The 18,269-nt window shown below is 69.2% G+C and carries 17 protein-coding genes and 2 pseudogenes; 9 read left to right on the forward strand and 10 right to left on the reverse strand.

The features are described from left to right. The first annotated feature begins 81 nt into the window (after positions 1–81). From LDL49_RS47550 to LDL49_RS47560, 3 genes are all read left to right on the forward strand, one after another. Entirely contained in the window at positions 82–348 is a 267-nt protein-coding gene (locus tag LDL49_RS47550; protein WP_225301553.1) for a DNA glycosylase AlkZ-like family protein, read from the forward strand. Between the two features lie 63 nt (positions 349–411). Continuing rightward, the gene (locus tag LDL49_RS47555) at positions 412–636 is read left to right on the forward strand and encodes a DNA glycosylase AlkZ-like family protein (RefSeq protein ID WP_225301554.1); all 225 of its coding nucleotides are present in this window, start codon (positions 412–414) and stop codon (positions 634–636) included. A 224-nt stretch (positions 637–860) separates the two neighbouring features. Beyond that, positions 861–4,094 carry an AfsR/SARP family transcriptional regulator gene (locus LDL49_RS47560; RefSeq protein ID WP_225301555.1) on the forward strand — a complete coding sequence of 1,078 codons (3,234 nt, stop codon included), beginning with the start codon at positions 861–863 and terminating at the stop codon, positions 4,092–4,094. Here the strand turns inward: LDL49_RS47560 and LDL49_RS47565 are convergent. Beyond that, a complete protein-coding gene (locus tag LDL49_RS47565) occupies positions 4,074–4,313 on the reverse strand; it encodes a hypothetical protein (RefSeq protein ID WP_225301556.1) in 240 nt (79 codons plus the stop codon). The genes LDL49_RS47560 and LDL49_RS47565 overlap by 21 nt on opposite strands. 271 nt (positions 4,314–4,584) lie before the next feature. Here LDL49_RS47565 and LDL49_RS47570 point away from each other — a divergent pair, with 271 nt between their 5' ends. Together LDL49_RS47570 and LDL49_RS47575 are read left to right on the forward strand one after the other, a co-directional pair. Beyond that, positions 4,585–4,815 (forward strand): cupin domain-containing protein, encoded by a 231-nt coding sequence (locus LDL49_RS47570; RefSeq protein WP_225301557.1) that lies wholly within the window; start codon positions 4,585–4,587, stop codon positions 4,813–4,815. A gap of 275 nt (positions 4,816–5,090) precedes the next feature. After that, positions 5,091–5,438 (forward strand): annotated as a pseudogene (locus tag LDL49_RS47575) (helix-turn-helix domain-containing protein); the annotation flags it as partial. A 105-nt stretch (positions 5,439–5,543) separates the two neighbouring features. Here the strand turns inward: LDL49_RS47575 and LDL49_RS47580 are convergent. Both LDL49_RS47580 and LDL49_RS47585 read right to left on the reverse strand, forming a co-directional pair. Next, complete coding sequence (locus LDL49_RS47580; RefSeq protein ID WP_225301558.1) at positions 5,544–6,644, reverse strand: hypothetical protein; 1,101 nt, start codon at positions 6,642–6,644, stop codon at positions 5,544–5,546. A gap of 171 nt (positions 6,645–6,815) precedes the next feature. Continuing rightward, positions 6,816–6,914 (reverse strand): annotated as a pseudogene (locus LDL49_RS47585) (transcriptional regulator); the annotation flags it as partial. A gap of 100 nt (positions 6,915–7,014) precedes the next feature. Here LDL49_RS47585 and LDL49_RS47590 point away from each other — a divergent pair. The 3 genes from LDL49_RS47590 (at position 7,015) to LDL49_RS47600 (ending at position 8,340) form a co-directional block, all read left to right on the forward strand. Further along, positions 7,015–7,575, forward strand: a complete 561-nt coding sequence (locus LDL49_RS47590) for a helix-turn-helix domain-containing protein (protein WP_225301560.1) — start codon at positions 7,015–7,017, stop codon at positions 7,573–7,575. A gap of 90 nt (positions 7,576–7,665) precedes the next feature. Beyond that, positions 7,666–8,025 (forward strand): hypothetical protein, encoded by a 360-nt coding sequence (locus LDL49_RS47595; RefSeq protein ID WP_225301561.1) that lies wholly within the window; start codon positions 7,666–7,668, stop codon positions 8,023–8,025. A gap of 99 nt (positions 8,026–8,124) precedes the next feature. Further along, positions 8,125–8,340, forward strand: a complete 216-nt coding sequence (locus tag LDL49_RS47600) for a hypothetical protein (RefSeq protein WP_225301562.1) — start codon at positions 8,125–8,127, stop codon at positions 8,338–8,340. 107 nt (positions 8,341–8,447) lie between these two features. Here the strand turns inward: LDL49_RS47600 and LDL49_RS47605 are convergent, their stop codons facing one another. Together LDL49_RS47605 and LDL49_RS47610 are read right to left on the reverse strand one after the other, a co-directional pair. Further along, positions 8,448–9,875 carry a DHA2 family efflux MFS transporter permease subunit gene (locus LDL49_RS47605; protein ID WP_225301563.1) on the reverse strand — a complete coding sequence of 476 codons (1,428 nt, stop codon included), beginning with the start codon at positions 9,873–9,875 and terminating at the stop codon, positions 8,448–8,450. Positions 9,876–9,984: 109 nt separating this feature from the next. Further along, positions 9,985–10,581: a TetR/AcrR family transcriptional regulator gene (locus LDL49_RS47610; protein WP_225301564.1), complete on the reverse strand. Its 597-nt coding sequence runs from the start codon at positions 10,579–10,581 to the stop codon at positions 9,985–9,987. 120 nt (positions 10,582–10,701) lie between these two features. Between LDL49_RS47610 and LDL49_RS47615 the strand changes: the two genes are divergently transcribed. After that, a complete protein-coding gene (locus LDL49_RS47615) occupies positions 10,702–11,178 on the forward strand; it encodes a DUF4396 domain-containing protein (protein WP_225301565.1) in 477 nt (158 codons plus the stop codon). Positions 11,179–11,219: 41 nt separating this feature from the next. On the opposite strand, the gene LDL49_RS47620 is transcribed toward LDL49_RS47615, so the two are convergent. From LDL49_RS47620 to LDL49_RS47640, 5 genes are all read right to left on the reverse strand, one after another. Beyond that, on the reverse strand, positions 11,220–13,430 hold the full coding sequence (locus LDL49_RS47620; protein WP_225301566.1) for a heavy metal translocating P-type ATPase: 2,211 nt from the start codon (positions 13,428–13,430) through the stop codon (positions 11,220–11,222). Between the two features lie 16 nt (positions 13,431–13,446). Beyond that, on the reverse strand, positions 13,447–14,364 hold the full coding sequence (locus tag LDL49_RS47625) for a DUF8832 domain-containing protein (RefSeq protein ID WP_225301567.1): 918 nt from the start codon (positions 14,362–14,364) through the stop codon (positions 13,447–13,449). Between the two features lie 78 nt (positions 14,365–14,442). Then, the gene (locus tag LDL49_RS47630; protein ID WP_225301568.1) at positions 14,443–16,728 is read right to left on the reverse strand and encodes a xanthine dehydrogenase family protein molybdopterin-binding subunit; all 2,286 of its coding nucleotides are present in this window, start codon (positions 16,726–16,728) and stop codon (positions 14,443–14,445) included. After that, positions 16,725–17,696 (reverse strand): FAD binding domain-containing protein, encoded by a 972-nt coding sequence (locus tag LDL49_RS47635; RefSeq protein WP_225301569.1) that lies wholly within the window; start codon positions 17,694–17,696, stop codon positions 16,725–16,727. Before LDL49_RS47635 ends, LDL49_RS47630 begins: the two co-directional genes overlap by 4 nt. After that, entirely contained in the window at positions 17,693–18,190 is a 498-nt protein-coding gene (locus LDL49_RS47640; RefSeq protein ID WP_372470683.1) for a (2Fe-2S)-binding protein, read from the reverse strand. The genes LDL49_RS47635 and LDL49_RS47640 overlap by 4 nt, the downstream gene beginning before the upstream one ends. Positions 18,191–18,269: the final 79 nt, after the last annotated feature.

The following is an 18,269-nucleotide window of genomic DNA, read 5'->3' on the forward strand; positions in this document are numbered from 1 at the left end:
GAGCCGCCCCGGAATCCGCGATGAAAGCGGCCGGGCGGACCTTGACCGAAGAACTCTCGCAGCCAGGCGACGTGCTCGACGTTGAGCCGGCGGGGCCTGAACCGGGCCACGCCGGCGCGCCAGTTCCTGCTGGAGCGTGTTGAGCTGCCGGCGCTGGAGGCGATCGAGCACCTGGCGGGGATGCAGTCGCAGGCGCCGCTCGCGCCGTACGTCGGCCTGTGGACGCGACTGGCCGGCTTTCGCACGGTCGAGTTGTCCACGCTGACCGTGGAGCGGGCCGCCGTACGCGCGCAGTTGATGCGCAACACCGTGCACCTGTTCAGCGCCCGCGACTGCCTGAACTGGTAGCAGCTGTTCGAGTCGGTGCACTCAAGGGACTTCGCCGCCCACTTCGGTGGCCGTCTCAATGGAGTGGATCAGGCGGAATTACTGGGGCATGCCCGAACCATCCTGGATGACAAGCCGCGTACTCGCGCCGGCACCCTGCTGGTGGACGGATTCTGGCGTGGTGTCTGGAGCCGGCGTGCCGGCCAGATTCACGTCGAGCCGTTCACGCCGCTGTCGCCGGCCGAGCGCGACGCCGTGGAGCCCGAGGCCGAGATGCTGCGCGGATTCCTCGGCATCCGGACTGGGTGAAGGGGCGGGGCCAAGACGTCGGCCGTCGCTCTTCGCGATCCTGATCGCCGCGCCGCCGAGCCCGTGTGGCTTTCAAGTATTTTGAACTTTGCGGCCCTGCGGTGAAAACGTGAAATCGTTTCGCTATGGGGACACGGTTCGGTGTTCTGGGGGCCCTTGAGGTGGTGCGCGATGGGGTGCCGGTAGCCGTGTCGGCGCTCAAGTAGCGGATTGCGCTGGCCACGTTGCTCCTTCAGGCGAATCAGCACGTATCGCTCGATCAGCTCGCCGAACGGATGTGGGACGGTCGCGAGGCTCCGGAGGATACGCGCGGGGCCGTACAAACGCATATCGGCAGATTGCGGCGTACCTTGCGCGACCGCAGTGACGAGCGGCAGCTGATCCGCACCCGGGGGGAGGGGTATGTCCTCAAGCTCGCGGTGGAGGACCTCGACGTCGCTGTCTTCCTTGATCTCGTCGCCCGTGCCAAGAGAGCCGGTCAGGCCGGTGACGAGAGGCGCGAGACCGACCTCCTCCAGCGGTCGCTGGCATTGTGGCGTGGTCCTGCCCTGGTCGACGTGCCGTCGGAGTCGTTGTATCGCGATCACGTGCTCGTGCTGACCGAGCAGCGGGTGCAGGCGCTGGAGCGCTGGTTCGGCCTCAGGCTGCGGTCAGGCCGCCATGATGAGCTGGTCGTGGAGCTCAGAGCGGCCACCACGGCGCACCCGCTGCGTGAGCGGTTGTGGGCTCAGCTCATGCTCGCACTGTATCGATCCGGTCATCAGGCCGAAGCGCTCCAGGTCTACCGCACCGTCGGCGACCTGCTCCGCCAGGAGCTGGGCGTCGATCCCGGTGACGAGCTGCGGAAGCTGCATCACGACATCCTCACCGGCAATCCCGCCCTGCTGATTCCCGCCGTCCCGAACAGCGTGGCCGGTGCTCAGGAGCGGCTGGAAGTCGTGACCGCGCAGCCGCCACGAGCAGCCGCGGCCGCCCCTCCCCGGCAGTTGCCCGCTGACACCGCGCACTTCACCGGCCGCCTCGCCCAGCTGGCGACCCTGGAAGAAATGCTGCCCGCGTCCGAGGGCCAGGCCCAGCGGCCGATCATCATCGGCGGCACCGGCGGGGTGGGAAAAACCGCGCTGGCCGTCCATTGGGCGCACATGGTCCAGGACCGGTTCCCTGACGGCCAGCTCTACCTCGATCTACGTGGTTTCGGGCCCGGCGCGCCGGTTGAGCCCGCCGCCGCTCTGGAGATGCTGCTGCGGGCGCTGGATGTCGCGCCCGAGCGGCTCCCGGCCGAGCTGGAGGCGCGCTCGGCGCTGCTGCGCAGCATGCTGGCCGGGCGCCGCATGCTGATACTCCTCGACAACGCCCGCGACGAGGCGCAGGTACGCCCCCTGCTCCCCGGCGCGCAGTCGACGGTGCTGATCACCAGCCGCAACCAGCTGCGCGGACTGGCCGCCCGAGAAGGCGCGTTCCGCGTCACCCTCGACGTCTTCTCACCGCAAGAAAGCCATTCCCTCCTGCTCTCGCTCCTGGACGAAGACCGCCTGAGTGCCGCTCCGCAGGCGGAGACGGAACTCGGCGAATTATGCTCCCGACTCCCCTTGGCGCTGAGCATCGCGGCTGCCAACCTCGACGCCAACCCACACCTGAGCCTGACCGACTACGTGAGCGAGCTGCGCGAAGGCAACCGGCTGGCCGCTCTGGAAACCGGGAATGATCAAGCAGCCGCGGTGCACGCCACCTTCGACCTGTCCTACACCGCCCTGCCCGAGCCACAGCGCAGGTTGTTCCGTCTGCTCGGGCTGCTGCCCGGCGCGGACTTCACCGCGGCCGCCACGGCCGCGCTGGCCGGCTGCTCGACAGCCGAGGCGAGGCAAGGGCTGGACAGGCTCGCCGCCTACCATCTGATCCGCGCGCACGGCCGCGGCCGCTACGCCTTCCATGACCTGCTACGCCTGTTCGCCGCCGAGCACGCCCACTCCGACGAAACCCCCGGAGAGCTGCTGGAGGTCAGTCGGCGCCTGCACGATTGGCACCTGCACAGCGTGCTCGCCGCCGCCCAACTGCTTCACCCCCATTGGGTACGGCTGCCGCAGCCACCCCTCACCAGCACCGCACTTCCGGAGGCCTTCGACAGCCAGGAATCCGCCGCCGCCTGGCTGGAGGCCGAACACGCCAACCTCGTCGCCATGATTCGCCACGCGCATCAGCACGGTCCCGGCGAGCTGGTATGGCGGCTGACGGACGCGCTACGTGGCCATTTCTGGGTGAGCAGGCATCTGGACGACTGGCTCACCTGCGCCCAAGCCGCCCTCACCGTCGCCGAGGCCGAAGGTAGCCGTGCCGCCCAGGCCGTGATCCAGTTGAGCCTGGCCGACGCCCACACGCATCAGGACCGGCCCGCGGCGGCGATGGAGTTGTACGCCCGCGCCCTGTCGCTCACCGAGGAGGTCGGATGGCTGGACTGCCAGGCTTCCGCCCTCGGCGGGCTGTCCAACGCCTACCTGCGCCTGGGACATCTGCTGGAGGCTGTCGAACATCTCGACAGGGCTCTCGAACTGTCCCGGCAGACCGATCGCAAGCGCGGACAACAGGCATACCTCAATAACCTGGCGAACGCCCACCACCAGCTCGGACGGCTGGAGCTGGCCCTCGATCAACTCGGTCAGGCCCTAGAGCTTGCCACAGACCGTTCCGCAGCCTTGATCTGCACGATGGGAGCGGTCTGCCACAGCCTGGGGCGGCTCGATGAGGCGGCCCAGTATCTCAACGACGGCATCTCCCTCAGCCGCCGGCTAGGTGACCACGCCGTCGAGCTGGAGTGCCTGGTCGCGCTGGCAGCGTTGCGCCGGGACCTCGGACACCACGCGGAGGCGCTCGAACTAAGCGACACGGCTCTGGCAATGAGCCACGACCTGGACGACCATCTCATCCAGGCGGCCACCCTGAATGTCGTGGCGATGCTCCATTGCGACCTTGGCCGACACGGCGAGGCGCTGAAACTCCACCAGCAGGCGCTCGATGCCACCAAACAGGGCGGAAACCGCCATCCCGAAGTCGTCAGCCTGATCGGCCTGGCCGACGCCGCCAGAGGCCTTGGCCGCCATTCCGACGCCGCCGCACACGCCGAACAGGCCTGCGCGATCGCCCGCGACCGGTCCTTCCGCGTGCTCGAGGGCCTCGCACTGACCGCGCTCGCAGAGATCAGCATCGCAAGGGACGCGCCGGCTGAAGCCGTCACTCAGGCCCGTCAGGCTCTCGTACTGCACCGCGACACCGGACACCGCCTCGGCGAAGCAAGAGCTCTGCGCGTGATCGGTGAGGCTCTGTACGAAGAGGAGGGAGCCGACACCGCGCTGCCGTACTGGCGGGAAGCGCTCTCACTGTTCGCCGCGATCGGCAGCCCGGAAGCCGCCGAGGTCAGCTCCCTCATCAGCGGTTGCTGCGGCTCATCCCCCATTCATGGATGACGTGGAAACACCTCCGCCGTCCACCCAATAGCGCGAGTCAGGGTCGTCGAGCATCGAATAATCGCGGTTCTCCATCGAGAATTCGCGGTTGTCGGCTGAGAAGTCGCGGTTGTCAGCTGAGAAGTCGCGGTTCTCCGCGCTCGCCGGGGCGGCGGCGAACGCGAGTCCGGCCCCGGTGAACGCCAAAGTCGCGGCCAGGGCGAGAACGGTCTTGCGCACTTCTTCCTCCTGATGCTCGTGTACTCGGTCTCCTGCGGTGGATCGTACGCAGAGCTGGAACGCCGGACTATCCGGCAAGTGAGCGGCCTGCGGCGCGATCTGGACACCGCGTCCAGAGCCGACCAGGCGACGACGAAACGACGCCAGGACGACAACGGCGTGCAGAAATGTGAGTCACCCATGGACCTACAGCGATCAGTCGCACCTCTGATGCGAAGAGATGAGCTGACCTTCCGTGAACACTTGGCATGGAGACACGTCAGGAGAATGGGTGTCATTGACGTCCGAAGGAAATTTCCCCGGAGATTTTCAAAAGGCTCGAGACTGCGTATCGCGCATCTCATGGCCGCACACCGTCGAGGTCATCAAGGGGCATCCGGCAGGCGGCCGCTGCAAAGAGCTGTACGAGGGCAACATCGGCATGCGCATCCTGTCGTACGGAGCCGAAGTCCGTGTCACCGTCCCGCGGTGCCCGGACTCCTACAAGATCTACCTTCGCTGAGAGGCGCCGGAAAGGTGAAAATCGAGGGCGAGTATATCGACGCGCCCTCGATCATCGTCGGCCCGCAAGAGAGGTCCGACATGTGGTGGAGCATCGACCACGAGGTGCTGATCATCCACATTCCCTCGGCGCTGATCGAGCGGACACTTGCCGACTATCTGGGCGATCCTCCGAAGCAAGCCCCGCGTTTCAGGCCGGACATCACCAGAGACAGCGCTCTCACCGGAGCGCTGACCATGTTGTCGCTGGCGAGTGCCGACGGCAGGCTACCGTTCATGGCCTCGCCCTTGGCCGGGCACCATTTCGAGCAATTTCTGCTGCACACCCTTCTGGACTCGCAGCCGCACGACTACTCCGCCACCCGCGGCGAGCCTGACGCCTCGTCCGGTCCAGCGGCATTGCGCCGAGCGCAGCGCTACTGCGAGGAACACGCGGGTGAATGTATCTCCCTGCGGGACATCGCCGCCGCGGCCAGAGTCAGCGTCCGCACCCTGCAATACGACTTTCGCCATCACCTGCACACCACACCGCTCGCCTACCTGCGCAAAGTACGGCTGGCGCACGCCCATGCCGACCTGGTGCGCATAGCCCAGACGGGCGCTCAGACCACTGTCACGGAAGTGGCCACGCGTTGGGTTTCATGCATCTGGGCCGCTTTGCCTGCAGCTACAGGGAGACCTACGGCCAACCGCCCTCCAGCACCTTGTACGGGTCACGGTGAGCGCCGGCTACCCGAACGCGCGGTGGAGCTGGGTCATGGTGTTCTCGACGCGGCTCTTGTCGCCGACGACCACGTAGGTCTCGTAGTTGACCTTGTCTTTTCTGTCCATGGTTCCACTGGGGCTGGTGACTTGGATGGTGTTCTCGCCGAAGTAACCGTTGTAGTCCATGGGCGAGCGGGTCATCGTGTAGTAGTAGGCCTTGCTGCCGAGGACTTCGGGCTTGACGTACATGCCGAGGCAGTAGGCGCCGTCGTCCGTGCAGCGGACCATGGGGTCCTTGCTCGTGTGGGAGTCCACGGGCTTGGGCGACAGGCGGCCGGTGGCGGGGCTGTAGGAGAAGACCTTCGTGAAATCCGGCTGCAGGTAGGCGACGAAGACGCCGTTGAAGCGGTCATGTCGTTCGTCGTCCGAGGTGATCGTGGCGGCAGCGCGGAAGACGTTCTCCAGCGCGGGCGCGTCGTGATCGGGGGCGAGCTCGATCTCGGTCTGCAGCCAGTACGGCGACAGGCCCATGGTGAAGGGGGAGCGCTTGTCCTGGTGGTCGGCGCTGCGGCAGTTGCCCCAGCCCGGTTTCGTGTCCGCGAGGGTCACGAACATCGCGGGCCTGCCCGCCGTACGGATGGAGCTGCCGGACCTGGCCATGGTGTAGAGGGCGCTCGTGCTGGGACCGTGGTAGGGAGGCGGCTGGCCCGCGTCGTCCAGGCGGGTGCCGGCCTGTGTGGGGTTGTAGCACTCGGTCGCCGCCTCGCCCTCCTGCCAGGCGTGGAAGGCGTACTGGAAGGCGGCGCCGTGGCCGCCGCTGGAGATGAACTCCTTGTTGTTGACCTTGACTGACGCGATCGCGCCAGCCAGCGCCGTCGACGTCGTGACTGCCAGCCTGTTGCGCTTGTCGACCAGGACGGACGCTGTGACGTCCTGGAACGTCCGGTCGTAGTTCTTCTTCGTGGCGCATGGGGACTTGTACGTGAGCACGAAGTCGTTGTAGGCCGAGCTGCTCCGTGGCGGCGCCTCGCACGAGCTCTGCGCGGCCGTCGCCGCCGCTGGGGTGACCACCGCCGTCATGACCGTGAGCGCGGCCAGTACGGCCCCCTGCCGGATGGATCTCATGCGCGAAGTAAACCGGCAGCCGGCGATGCGGCGGGATCTGTTCGAGAAAAGGGTAAGTGTTGGGGGTTGCCGGTCCCAGGCCGAACGCCGCCTGGCCGGAAAGGGAGATCACGTGCCCGGAGCACGGCTGGACTTGCAGAATGAGCCCGCCGATGGCGAGCCCCCAAGCCATCACCACGACCGTGTGACAGCGCGCAGCCCGTCCTTGTCCGCGGTGGCCCTGTACAGGTGTGCTCGTCCGATGCGCTCGCGGGAGACCATGCCCTTGTGCGAGAGCCGCCGTCCGACAACCGGCGACCACCACCGTTGCCAGGCTCGCGCCCATCCCCTACGCTATTTCGTAATAACGGAATAACGTAGGAGAGCCCCGATGAGCGAGGACAGACTCGCCGCACTCGAACGCCGGATCGCCCGCCTGGAGAGTCGGCTGCACACCGTCAGCCCACCGGAGTCGCCGTCTCTCGGCGCAGCGGCCACCGGCATGCTGCGCCAGGCGAAGAAAGAGGACAAGCTCGGGTCAGTGGGCTACATCGGAGCATCACGGCTGGCCGCCGGCGAAAGCCTCTGGGACAGGCAGCTCTCCCTTGCCGAGTTGCTGTCGGCTGATTGGACGCCGGTGGCCCACATCCTCGAGACCCTTGGCAGCAGGCCGCGGCTGGCGCTGCTCGCCGCACTTCTCCGGCAGGGCCGGCGCACCAGCAACGACCTCCAAGAGTCCCTTGCCGGAGACGGCGAGCAGACCACCAGCGGCCAGCTCTATCACCACCTACGCGCGCTCCAGAGTGCCAGGCTGATCACGCAACGGCGGCGCGGCGAGTACGAGCTGGCGCCTCAGGCCATGCCTCAGGTCCTCAGCATCCTCGCCGCCGCGTTCGACCTGGCCAACGATCCCCCACTCGGCCCACCTATCGATCTCCCCGGCATGGAGTGACCAGGCGGGCAAGATCGGGCTCGCCCGATGGGACCGTTCGTTTCGTCATGGTCGCAGGGCGCTCTCAGCGTTGATCGTTACCCTGCGACCATGACGTTCATCTATCGATCGTCCGGCGCGATCGCGCTCGCGGCCGCCACCGCACTGGCCACCGGCACGACCTCGATCGCGCAGGCGCAAGCAGCGCCCACGACCGCGGCGGGCCGGGTGCTGCGCGTCTACGACAACAACATCGAGAACCTGGTGCGGAACAACGCCGACGGCTCCTGCACCCGGATCTCCGGCCCCGACCACCTCACGTCGATGCTGGTCGACGACAACGGCAAGACGGGCACCTCCGGCGTGCAGGTTCCCGATCTCCTGATCGTGCAGCAGGTGCGCGGCACCGGACAGGCCACGGCGTACGCCGACCAGCTCTCGGCCAAGTTCGGATATCCGGCGGGCACCTAAAGCCCGGGACATCGTACGGCGGCGGAGCCGGATGCACGCTGTACAAGCCGCCAAGCAACGACGACGGCAGCACCAACGCCTACAAGTGGAAGGAGGGGCATGACGCAGGTGCGGGAGGAGCAGGAGCGGCGGATCGGCGGTCAGCGCATGGCCGAGGAGCGTGAGCAGGAGATGGGGGCGCTCAGCGCGGAAGAGCTCGCGCAGCTGTCCCGCAAGCGCGAGGAGAGCATGCGTGGACTCAGCGACGAGGAGGTCGCTGAGATGCAGCGCCGGCGCAGCCAGGCCATGCCGGGCTTCGGCCAGACCGAGGCATGAGCCCGGTCGGGCGACCGCAGCGCCTCTACCGAACCGGCGTCATCACGTAGTCGGCCGGTGCCGCGCATGCGGGGCGCCGGTCGCCCGGCTCGTGTGCGTCGTGCACGTCAATGTCCGTGCCCGTGCCCGTGGCCGACGAACGCCGCCGCGGGCCTGCCCGGTGGCACCAGCCACAGCGCGATGGCTGCCGCGGCGCCCGCGGCGACGGCGCACAGCGTGAGCCCCGAGACGAAGCCGCCGATGCCCGCCGCCGAGCCGGGCACGAGGCTCGACGCGGCGACCGTGGAGACGACGGCCACGCCGATCGAGCCGCCGAGTTCATGGAAGGTGTTGATGACGCCGGAGGCGACGCCGTTCTCGCCGGGCGGGATGTTCGCCATGGTCGTGGTGGTGGCCGTCACGAACGCCGGCCCGATTCCCAAGGCGGCCAGCACGAAGCCGGGCAGCAGCGTGGTGTACGCGCTCGCGTCGGGCGAGATGCGGGTCATCAGCGCCGCTCCGGCCGCGGTCACCACGAAGGAGGCCACCGCCACCGGCCGTCCGCCGATCCGGCCGATGAGGTGGCCGCCGAGCTGCGCGCCGACCGTGATCGCGATGGCCACGGGCAGGAACAGCAGCCCGGTCTCCAGCGCGCTGAACCGCAGCACGTTCTGGAGGTAGAGGGAGCTGAGAAAGAACAACCCCAGCATCAGCCCGGTGGCCATCAGCATGACGAACGTCCCCGAGATCACCGGCCGTCTGGCCAGGGTCTCGGCGCGCATGAGCGGTGAGCGTACGGACCGCTCGACGACCACGAACAGCGCGTACAGCAGCACGGCCCCCACCAGCGGCAGCACCGTGCCCAGCGCGCCCCAGCCGGCGTCGCCCGCCGTTACCAGCCCGTAGATCAGCAGGGCCGTCGCCAGCGTGACGACCAGGGCGCCAGGTACGTCGACCCGCTCGCTGCGCCCGGGCGTGGACGGCACGACGGCGGGCACGGTGGCGAGCACCACCAGCCCGATCGGGACGTTGACGATGAACACCCACGTCCAACCCGGCCCGGCGGTCAGCACGCCGCCGAGCAGCACGCCCAGGGCCGCCCCCGTACCGCCGATGGCCGCCCAGACGCCGAGCGCCCGGCCGCGCCGTTCGCCCTGGTAGGTGGTGGTGATGACGGCCAGGGCCGCGGGGGAGAGCAGCGCCGCTCCGACGCCCTGGAGCGCCCGTCCGGCGATGAGCATCACGCCGCTCCCGGCCAGCCCGCACAGCAGCGAGGCCGCCGTGAACAGTGCCAGCCCCGTCATGAGCGTGCGGCGGGCGCCCCACGCGTCGGCGAGCCGCCCGCCGAGCACCATGAGGCCGCCGAAGCACAGCGTGTACGTGGTGACCACCCAGGTCAGCGACTCGCGGTCGAGCGCGAGGTCCGTGCCGATGGTGGGCAGCGCCACCTGCACCACGGTGATGTCGACGATCAGCATGAACTGGGCCAGGCACAGCAGCACGAGCAGGCCCCACCCGCTCGTGCGTGTCTGGGCGGAAGGCATGCCAAGACTCATCCGAAGTCTCCTTAACTCGAACACTGATGTTCAAGTTAGCACCCATGAACCATACGCGGGTAGGGTTCATTCGGGATGAGCTCCTGGGAAGGGTCTGTGGAGATCGCGGTCAGGCGGGCTCGGCGAGCAGCGCCAGCATCGTCTTGATCAGCACCGGCTCGACCTCTTCGGCCGCCAGCCGCCCGGCCTCGCGCTCCTGGGCCGCGCTGTGGATGATCGAGAAGAACGTCGTCACCAGCCAGGCCAGCGGCAGGTCGGTACGGAAGTCGCCCGCGCGCTGACCCCGCTCGATGAGCCGCTCCACCCGCTGCAGCGGCCGGTCGTGGTGCTTCCTGATCTGCTCCGTGGCCAGTGTCCGGTCGGCGGCCAGGAACAGGCGGCGGTGCCGGTCGAGGATCTCCCAGGACGACCGCAGCAGCTTGGCCATGGCCTCGGGCGCGGGCGCCGTGTCGATCGAATCGTCCGCCAGCACCGTCTCCGCCACGCCGACCGCGTGGTCGAGCACCGCGTCCACCAGCGCTTCCCGCGACGGGAAGTGACCGTAAAGGGTGACCCTGCCCACCCCGGCGGCCTTGGCGATGTCGGCCACGCTGGCCGTGAGGTCGGCGCTGAGCAGCCGGGTCCCGGCCGCGAGGATCGCGGCGATGTTGCGCTCGGCGTCCGCCCGCCGGGTGGGTGCCGGCTGCCGTGCCGCGGTCTTCACCATACGGCCACCCTACGACCCGCCCTTCGACGGCTGTGCGCCAGATCTCGTAGAGCCGTCCCCATTCCCCAGCTCCACACCGCCTTGCCGAAGAGATACCCCCTACGCGTATGCTCATGCGGCATGGGAGAACACAGCGAACATGAGCACCCCGCCTCGCCCGCGGCCACGTGGGCGACAGCCGCGCAGGCGACCCTGCACTGCCTGACCGGATGCGCTATCGGCGAGGTGCTGGGCATGGTCATCGGCACCGCCGCCGGCCTGTCCAACTTCACCACCGTCGTGCTGTCGGTGGTGCTGGCCTTCGTGTTCGGCTACGGGCTGACCATGCGGGGCGTACTGCGGGCCGGAGTCGGTTTTCGCGACGCGTTGAAGGTGGCGCTTGCCGCGGACACCGTCTCCATCGCGGTGATGGAGGTCATGGACAACGCGGTGGTCGTGGTCGTGCCCGGTGCCATGGACGCGGGGCTGACCAGCTGGCTGTTCTGGGCATCGCTGGCCGGGTCGCTGGTGGTGGCCTTCGTGGTGACGACGCCGGTGAACAAGTGGCTGATCTCCCGGGGCAAGGGCCATGCGGTGGTGCACCAGTACCACCACTGAGTGGCCGAAGGCGGTGAGCCGCCTTCGGCCACGCGAATGGATTACTTGAAGCGGCGCAGGCGCAGGCTGTTGCTCACCACGAACACGCTGGAGAACGCCATCGCGGCCCCTGCGATCATCGGGTTGAGCAGGCCGAGCGCGGCCAGTGGCAGGGCGGCCACGTTGTAGGCGAATGCCCAGAACAGGTTGCCCTTGATGGTGGACAGCGTGCGGCGGGACAGGCGCAGCGCGTCGGCCGCCACCCGCAGATCGCCCCTGACCAGGGTCAGGTCGGAGGCCTCGATGGCGGCGTCGGTGCCGGTGCCCATCGCCAGCCCCAGGTCGGCCTGGGCGAGCGCGGCGGCGTCGTTGACCCCGTCACCCACCATGGCCACGACCTTGCCCTCGGCCTGCAGCTTCTTGACGGCATCGACCTTGTCGGCGGGCAGCACCTCGGCTATGACGTCGTCGATGCCCACCTCGGCCGCCACCGTACGGGCCACGGCCTCGTTGTCGCCGGTCAGCAGAACCGGTGTCAGGCCGAGCGCCCGCAGGTCGGTGATGGCCTGCTTGCTGGTCGGCTTGACCACGTCGGCCACCACCAGCACCGCGCGGGCCTGGCCGTCCCAGCCGACCGCCACCGCGGTGCGGCCCTTGGCCTGCTCGTCGGCCAGCTTGCGTTCCAGATCGACGGGCAGGCGCTGGGACCACTCCGCCAGCAGCCGGGGACGGCCGACCAGCACCGCGTGGCCGTCGACGATGCCCTGTACGCCGAGCCCTTCCACGTTGGCGAAGTCCTCCACCGTGGCGTCGGAGCGGGCCTCACGGGCGATGGCCTGGGCGATCGGGTGCTCGGAGGCGTGCTCCAGCGCGCCCGCCAACCTCAGGACCTCTTCGCGGTCCTCACCCTCGGCGAGGTGGACGGCGACCAGGGTCATCTTGCCCTCGGTGACCGTGCCGGTCTTGTCCAGCACGATCGTGTCGACCTTGCGGGTCGACTCCAGCACTTCCGGGCCCTTGATCAGGATGCCCAGCTGGGCGCCCCGCCCGGTGCCGACCAGCAGCGCGGTCGGCGTGGCCAGGCCCAGCGCGCAGGGGCAGGCGATGATCAGCACGGCGACCGCCGCGGTGAAAGCCGCCGCCGCGCCGTTGCCCGTGCCGAGCCAGTATCCGAGCGTCCCGACCGCCAACGCGATCACGATCGGTACGAAGATCCCCGAGATGCGGTCGGCCAGCCGTTGCACCTGCGCCTTGCCGGTCTGCGCCTCCTCGACCAGCCTGGCCATCTGCGCGAGCTGGGTGTCCGCGCCCACTCGGGTGGCCTTGACGATCAGGCGGCCGCCCGCGTTCACCGTGGCGCCGGTGACCGCGTCGCCGGGCTTCACCTCGACGGGTACGGATTCGCCGGTCAGCATCGAGGCGTCCACGGCGGAGCTGCCCTCGGTGATCACGCCGTCCGTGGCGATCTTCTCGCCCGGCCGGACGACGAAGGTGTCGCCGACCTGCAGTTGCTCGGTGGGGATGCGGCGGCCGTCGGCCAGTTCGACCTCTTTGGCGCCCAGTTCCAGCAGCGCCTTCAGGGCCGCGCCGGCGCGGCGTTTGGCGCGGGCCTCGAAATAGCGACCGGCCAGGATGAACGCGGTCACCGCCGCCGCCGTCTCGAGGTAGATGTTGCCCGACCCGTCGGAGCGCTCGATGGTGAACGAGAAGGGATGCGTCATGCCGGGCGTACCCGCCGTGCCGAAGAACAGGGCCCACAGCGACCATCCGAGCGCGGCCAGCGTGCCCAGCGAGATCAGCGTGTCCATGGTGGCCGCGCCGTGCCGGAGGTTGGTCCAGGCGGCCTTGTGGAAGGGCCAGCCCGCGTACACCACCACCGGCGCGGCCAGCACCAGCGACAGCCATTGCCAGTTGGTGAACTGCAGCGCCGGGATCATCGCCATCGCCACCACCGGCACGCTCAGCACCAACGCGGTGCGCAGGCGCTGGCGCAGCGGCCGCAGCTCGTCCTCCGGCTCCTCCTGTCGCTGCGCCTCCGTCTTGGGCGGGGCGGGCAGAGCTGCGGTGTAACCCACCTTCTCCACCTCGCTGATCAACTGCTGCGGGTCGATGTCCTCGGGGAAGGTGATCTTCGCCTTCTCCGTCGCGTAGTTGACGGTCGCGGTCACGCCGTCGAGCTTGTTCAGTTTGCGCTCGATGCGGTTGGCGCAGGAGGCGCACGTCATGCCGCCGATGGTGAGTTCGACAGCTCTGCCTTCAATGAGGGAAGACATCACTCCCCCTTTCTGCTCAGTGCGTGTTGTCGCCGTGGGACGGGCTGACACTCGGCTCCGCCGCGGGCTTGGGCTGTCCGGCCGCCGCGCGGGCGGTGAAGTCGGCGGTGCGTACCTTGCCGGCGTGCTGGAAGTCCAGGAACAGCCGGTAGTCGCCGCCGCTGGGCACTTCGGCATAGAAGGTGATCTCGGGCCCGGCCTTGTCGCTTTCTTCCGGATGTACGTGTAGATAGGCCAAATCCCCGGCCCGCAGCGCCACCAGGTGGCCGTACGCCCCCAGGTATGGCTGCAGATCCGTTACCGGCTTGCCGTCCTTGCTCACGCTCAGCGTGAGCTTGCTGGCCTGGCCGGGAACCAGGTCGCCCGTCAGGGAAACCGTGTAACCGTCCACCTCCGCCGTACGAGTGACCGCGGGCAGGGCTCGCGGCTGGTAGTCGCCCGCGACCGGCACATCCGTACCAAGTGTCAGACCGCTCCCACCCGCGGGAGCGAAGTCGGCGAAGGCCCGGTAGGCGCCAGGATCGGCCAGCGTCAGCTTCACCGACCACACCCCGTCACCGGCCTGTTCGGGGTGCAGGTGCTGGAACGCCGCCAGGTCACGTGAGACCAGAATGAAATGGAGCTTTTTATCGTGTTTCACCTGGTAGTCGGTCACCGGCTTGCCATCGGGCCCTGTCACGGTGAACCGGAAATCGGTGGGCTCGCCGGCCTTGACGGTGGTCAACGGATTGAGGGTGTAGCCGTTCTCGGACACCTGCAGCCCTCCGGGGGTATCGGCCTGCGGTTCTGCGACGACCTCGGCGTGGGCGCTCCCATGGCTCGGCCGCGCCGGTGCGGGGGTACTCTCCCCGACCGCGCTCCCGACGCCCAGGGCGCCACCGAAGACGACGGCCAGCCCCACGGCGTAGGCACCTAGTTTGCTCGCGGTGTTCATGTCATACCGCCTCCTCGGTCGTCAGGAACGCTTTCGACTCCTTCAACATACTATACCCCCCCACCGTATTCCCACCCGCTACATGAGTTTGTCCGGAGTGATGGGGAGGGAGCGGACGCGTTCGCCGGTCGCGTGATAGACGGCGTTCGCGATGGCGGCCGCCACGCCCACGATGCCGAGCTCGCCGATGCCCTTGGCGCCCAGCGGGGTCTGCGGGTCGGGCTGGTCGACGAAGTGGATGTCGATGGCGGGCACGTCGGCGTGCGTGGGCAGGTGATAGTCGGCCAGGCTGCGGTTGACGATGAGGCCGGTGCGCTCGTCGAGCAGCGTCTCCTCGGTCAGTGCCATGCCGATGCCCATGATGATGCCGCCGCGCATCTGGCTGGTGGCCTGCTTGGGATTGACGATCCTGCCGCCGTCGAACGCCCCGACCCAGCGCGTGACGCGCGCCTCGCCGGTCTCCTCGTCGACCCGCACCTCGCAGAAGTGCGCGCCGTAGGAGTAGGTGCCCCGCTTGACGGTCTGGTACGGCAGCGCCGACTTCCCCGTCACCTCCACGGCCTCCACCCCGGCTCTGGCCAGAATGCGCTCGTAGCTCTGACCCCCGCTGGGCCCGAACAGGCCACCGGCGCGGGTGTCCACCTCCTCGAACGACCGTCCCGCCAGCGGTGAGCCGGTGTCGCGCACCAGCTTCAGCAGCTCGCGGACGAGGTTGTCGCGGGCGGACCAGATGGCCGAGGCCAGCGTCGTGGTCGCGGCCGAGGCGCCGGGGATGCGGGTCCTGGCCACGTCGGAGTCGCCCTGCTCGAAGCGGATCCGGTCAAGAGGCAGCCCAAGACGGTCGGCCGTGGCCTGGCTCTGCGCGGTCGAGGTGCCGGCGCCCAGCTCGTTGGTGCTGCTGCGGATGGTGACGGTGCCGTCGGCGGCCAGGCGCAGCTGCACTCCGGCGATGAGCACGGCGTCGGGGTTGATCGCCGCGGCCATCCCATGCCCGATGAGCCAGCGGCCGTCCCGCGTCGCGCGGGGTGCGGGTGGGCGCCGGGACCAGCCGAACGCCTCGGCGCCCAGAGCGTACGCCTCGCGCAGGTGGCGGCTGGTGAACCTGATGCCGCTCATCGGGTCCCGCTCCGGTTCGTTGCGCAGGCGCAGCTCAAGCGGGTCGAGGCCGAGCCGCCAGGCCAGCTCGTCCATGGCGGATTCCAGCGCGAAGGATCCTGGGGCGACGCCGGGGCCGCGGAAGAAGGCGTTCTGGATGCGGTCCAGGCGGACGACCTGCTGGGCGACGTGGACGTTGGGGCAGGTGTACAGGTGGCGGGAGGCGGCGACGGCGGCCTCGGCGAACTCGTCGGTCGTGCACGGGGCCAAGGCGTGGTGTTCGAGCGCGGTGAGCCGCCCCGTGGCATCGGCGCCGAGCGCGACGCGGCTGCTGGTCGGGGCCCGGCCGCCGGTCATGGCGAACACGTCGGCCCGCGACAGCACGAGCTTGACGGGACGGCCGGAGAGCTTGGCCGCCGCCACGGTGAGCCAAACGTGCGGCCAGGCCGGCGTCTTGCCGCCGAAGCCGCCACCGATGAACGGCGCCAGCACGCGGACGTTCTCCTCGGCGAGCGAGAACTTCTTGGCCAGCATCTCCTTGACGCCGTAGGGGTACTGCGCGGTGTCGTGGACCGTGAGCCGGTCGCCCTCCCAATGGGCCACGGTGGCGTGCGGTTCCATGGCGTTGTGGTGTTCGAGCGGCGTGGTGTACTCGGCCTCGACCGTGGCCGTCGCCGCGCCGAGCGCCGTACGGACATCGCCGCGCCTGGTCACGGGCTCCTCCAGCACGGCGTGCGCGGGAGTGTACGGTTTCCCGTCGGCCATCGACAGCCTGGCGGGCCACGGCTCGTAGTCGGCATGAATCAGCGACGCCGCGTACCGGGCCTGTTCCAGGGACTCGGCCACGACGACCGCGATGGGCTGGCCGTACCAGAAGATCTCGTCGGTGTTGAGCACCGGCAGGCTCATCGCGGCGGCGCCGAGCGGGCCCTTCATGGTGGCGTAGGCAGGGGTGCGCTTCATCGCGGGCGCGTTCTCGTGCGTCATCACGAGCAGCACGCCGGGCGCCGGCGGAACGTGGACGGCGGTGACCCGGCCCCTGGCGATGGTGCTGCCCACCACGACCGCGTAGGCGAGGCCGGGGAGTTGCCGCTCGGCCGTGTAGCGGACGGCGCCGGTGGCCTTGGCCCGGCCGTCCAGCCGGTCGGTCGGCCTGCCGAGCTCGGCGCGGCGGTGGGCCAGGGGATCGGGCCTGCCGTCGGGCAGGAGTCTGGCCAGCCTGGTCAGCGCCTTGCCGGCGAGGGTGAAGCCGCGTGCGGCGAGATTCATGACCTGACTCCTTGCAACGCTCGCCGGATCAGGCGCCGGGCCAGCTCGGCCTTGAACGCGTTGTGCGCGTTGTGCGCGCGCTGGCGGGAGCCGGCCAGCGCCTGTCCGGCCGCCTGGTGGATGAGCTCGTCGTCGAGAGAGGTGCCGGTCAGCAGTTCTTCGGCTTCGTACGCGCGCCACGGCTTGGCGGCCACCCCACCCAGCGCGATGCGTACGCGGGTCGCGCGGCCCGCTTCCATGCGGACGACGGCGGCCACGCTGACCAGCGCGAAGGCGTAACTGGCCCGATCGCGCACCTTGAGGTACACCGAGCGGCCCGGCTGAGCCGGCGGCAGGTCGATGGACGTGACCAGCTCCCCCGGCGCGAGCATCGTCTCCACGTGCGGCGTGTCTCCGGGCAAGCGGTGGAAGTCCACCAGCGGTACGGGGTCGCGGCCCGCGATGTTGACCACGGCGTCCAGGGCGGCCAGGGCCACGCACATGTCCGACGGATGTACGGAGACGCAGCTCTCGCTCGTGCCGAGGATGGCGTGCGTGCGGTTGAACCCGTCGAGAGCGGCGCAGCCGGCGCCCGGATCACGTTTGCCGCAGGCCGAGTGCCGGTCGTAGAAGTAGCCGCAGCGGGTGCGCTGCATCAAGTTGCCGCCCACGGTCGCGCGGTTGCGCAGCTGGGGGGAGGCGCCGTTCAGGATGGCCTGGGCCAGGACCGGATAGCGATCGCGGATCCGCTCGTCGGTGGCCACCCGCGTGTTGCGGACCAAGGCCCCGATCCGCAGGCCGCCGCCCGGCTGCTCCTCGATGTCGGCCAGCGGCAGCCGGGTGATGTCCACGAGCTCGCGCGGCGTCTCGATGCCCTGGCGCATCAGGTCGACGAGATTGGTGCCGCCCGCCAGGTACTTCGCCCCTCCTGCGGCGAGGGCGACGGCCGAGGAGGTGTCGGTGGCCGGTACGTAGGAGAACGGGTTCACCGTGCGACCTCCCGCACCGCCGCCAGGATCCCGTTGTACGCGCCGCACCGGCACAGGTTGCCCGCCAGCCGTTCCCTGATCTCAGCGTCCGTCAGACCGGCCTCGCCCACAGCGCTCGGTACCTCGGCCTCGTACTCGGCGAGCATGGCCACGGCCGAGCAGACCTGGCCCGGGGTGCAGTAGCCGCACTGCAGGCCGTCGTTGCGGACGAACGCCTTCTGCATCGCCCGGCCGGCCTCTGATGACGCCAGCCCCTCGATGGTGGTGACCTCCGCGTCCGCGCACTGCGCGGCGAGCACGAGGCAGGAGTTGACCCGCTCACCGTCCAGCAGCACCGTGCAGGCGCCGCAGGCCCCCTGGTCGCAGCCCTTCTTGGTGCCGGTCAGGCCGAGGTGCTCGCGCAGGCAGTCGAGCAGGCTGACCCGGGAGTCCAGCTCCAGCTCGTGTTCGCGGCCGTTCACCGACAGCCGCAGCTGAATGGATGACATCCGCATTCCTCCTATCTCGTACATCCATGTACGGGTTCTAGAAGGGGGACTATACCCCTCCTCCGTATGAGGGTTGATTCGTGGC

The sequence above is a fragment of the Nonomuraea aurantiaca genome, assembly GCF_020215705.1.
Taxonomy (GTDB): Bacteria; Actinomycetota; Actinomycetes; order Streptosporangiales; family Streptosporangiaceae; genus Nonomuraea; species Nonomuraea aurantiaca.

Bases quoted from the DNA above. Each gene is read 5' to 3' on its own strand.
- LDL49_RS47595 (WP_225301561.1), top strand. From the start codon at position 7,666: ATGACGTTCATCTATCGATCGTCCGGCGCGATCGCGCTCGCGGCCGCC.
- LDL49_RS47615 (WP_225301565.1), top strand. From the start codon at position 10,702: ATGGGAGAACACAGCGAACATGAGCACCCCGCCTCGCCCGCGGCCACG.
- LDL49_RS47590 (WP_225301560.1), top strand. From the start codon at position 7,015: ATGAGCGAGGACAGACTCGCCGCACTCGAACGCCGGATCGCCCGCCTG.
- LDL49_RS47610 (WP_225301564.1), bottom strand. From the start codon at position 10,581: ATGGTGAAGACCGCGGCACGGCAGCCGGCACCCACCCGGCGGGCGGAC.
- LDL49_RS47605 (WP_225301563.1), bottom strand. From the start codon at position 9,875: ATGAGTCTTGGCATGCCTTCCGCCCAGACACGCACGAGCGGGTGGGGC.
- LDL49_RS47625 (WP_225301567.1), bottom strand. From the start codon at position 14,364: ATGAACACCGCGAGCAAACTAGGTGCCTACGCCGTGGGGCTGGCCGTC.
- LDL49_RS47580 (WP_225301558.1), bottom strand. From the start codon at position 6,644: ATGAGATCCATCCGGCAGGGGGCCGTACTGGCCGCGCTCACGGTCATG.
- LDL49_RS47600 (WP_225301562.1), top strand. From the start codon at position 8,125: ATGACGCAGGTGCGGGAGGAGCAGGAGCGGCGGATCGGCGGTCAGCGC.
- LDL49_RS47620 (WP_225301566.1), bottom strand. From the start codon at position 13,430: ATGTCTTCCCTCATTGAAGGCAGAGCTGTCGAACTCACCATCGGCGGC.
- LDL49_RS47640 (WP_372470683.1), bottom strand. From the start codon at position 18,190: ATGCGGATGTCATCCATTCAGCTGCGGCTGTCGGTGAACGGCCGCGAA.
- LDL49_RS47630 (WP_225301568.1), bottom strand. From the start codon at position 16,728: ATGAATCTCGCCGCACGCGGCTTCACCCTCGCCGGCAAGGCGCTGACC.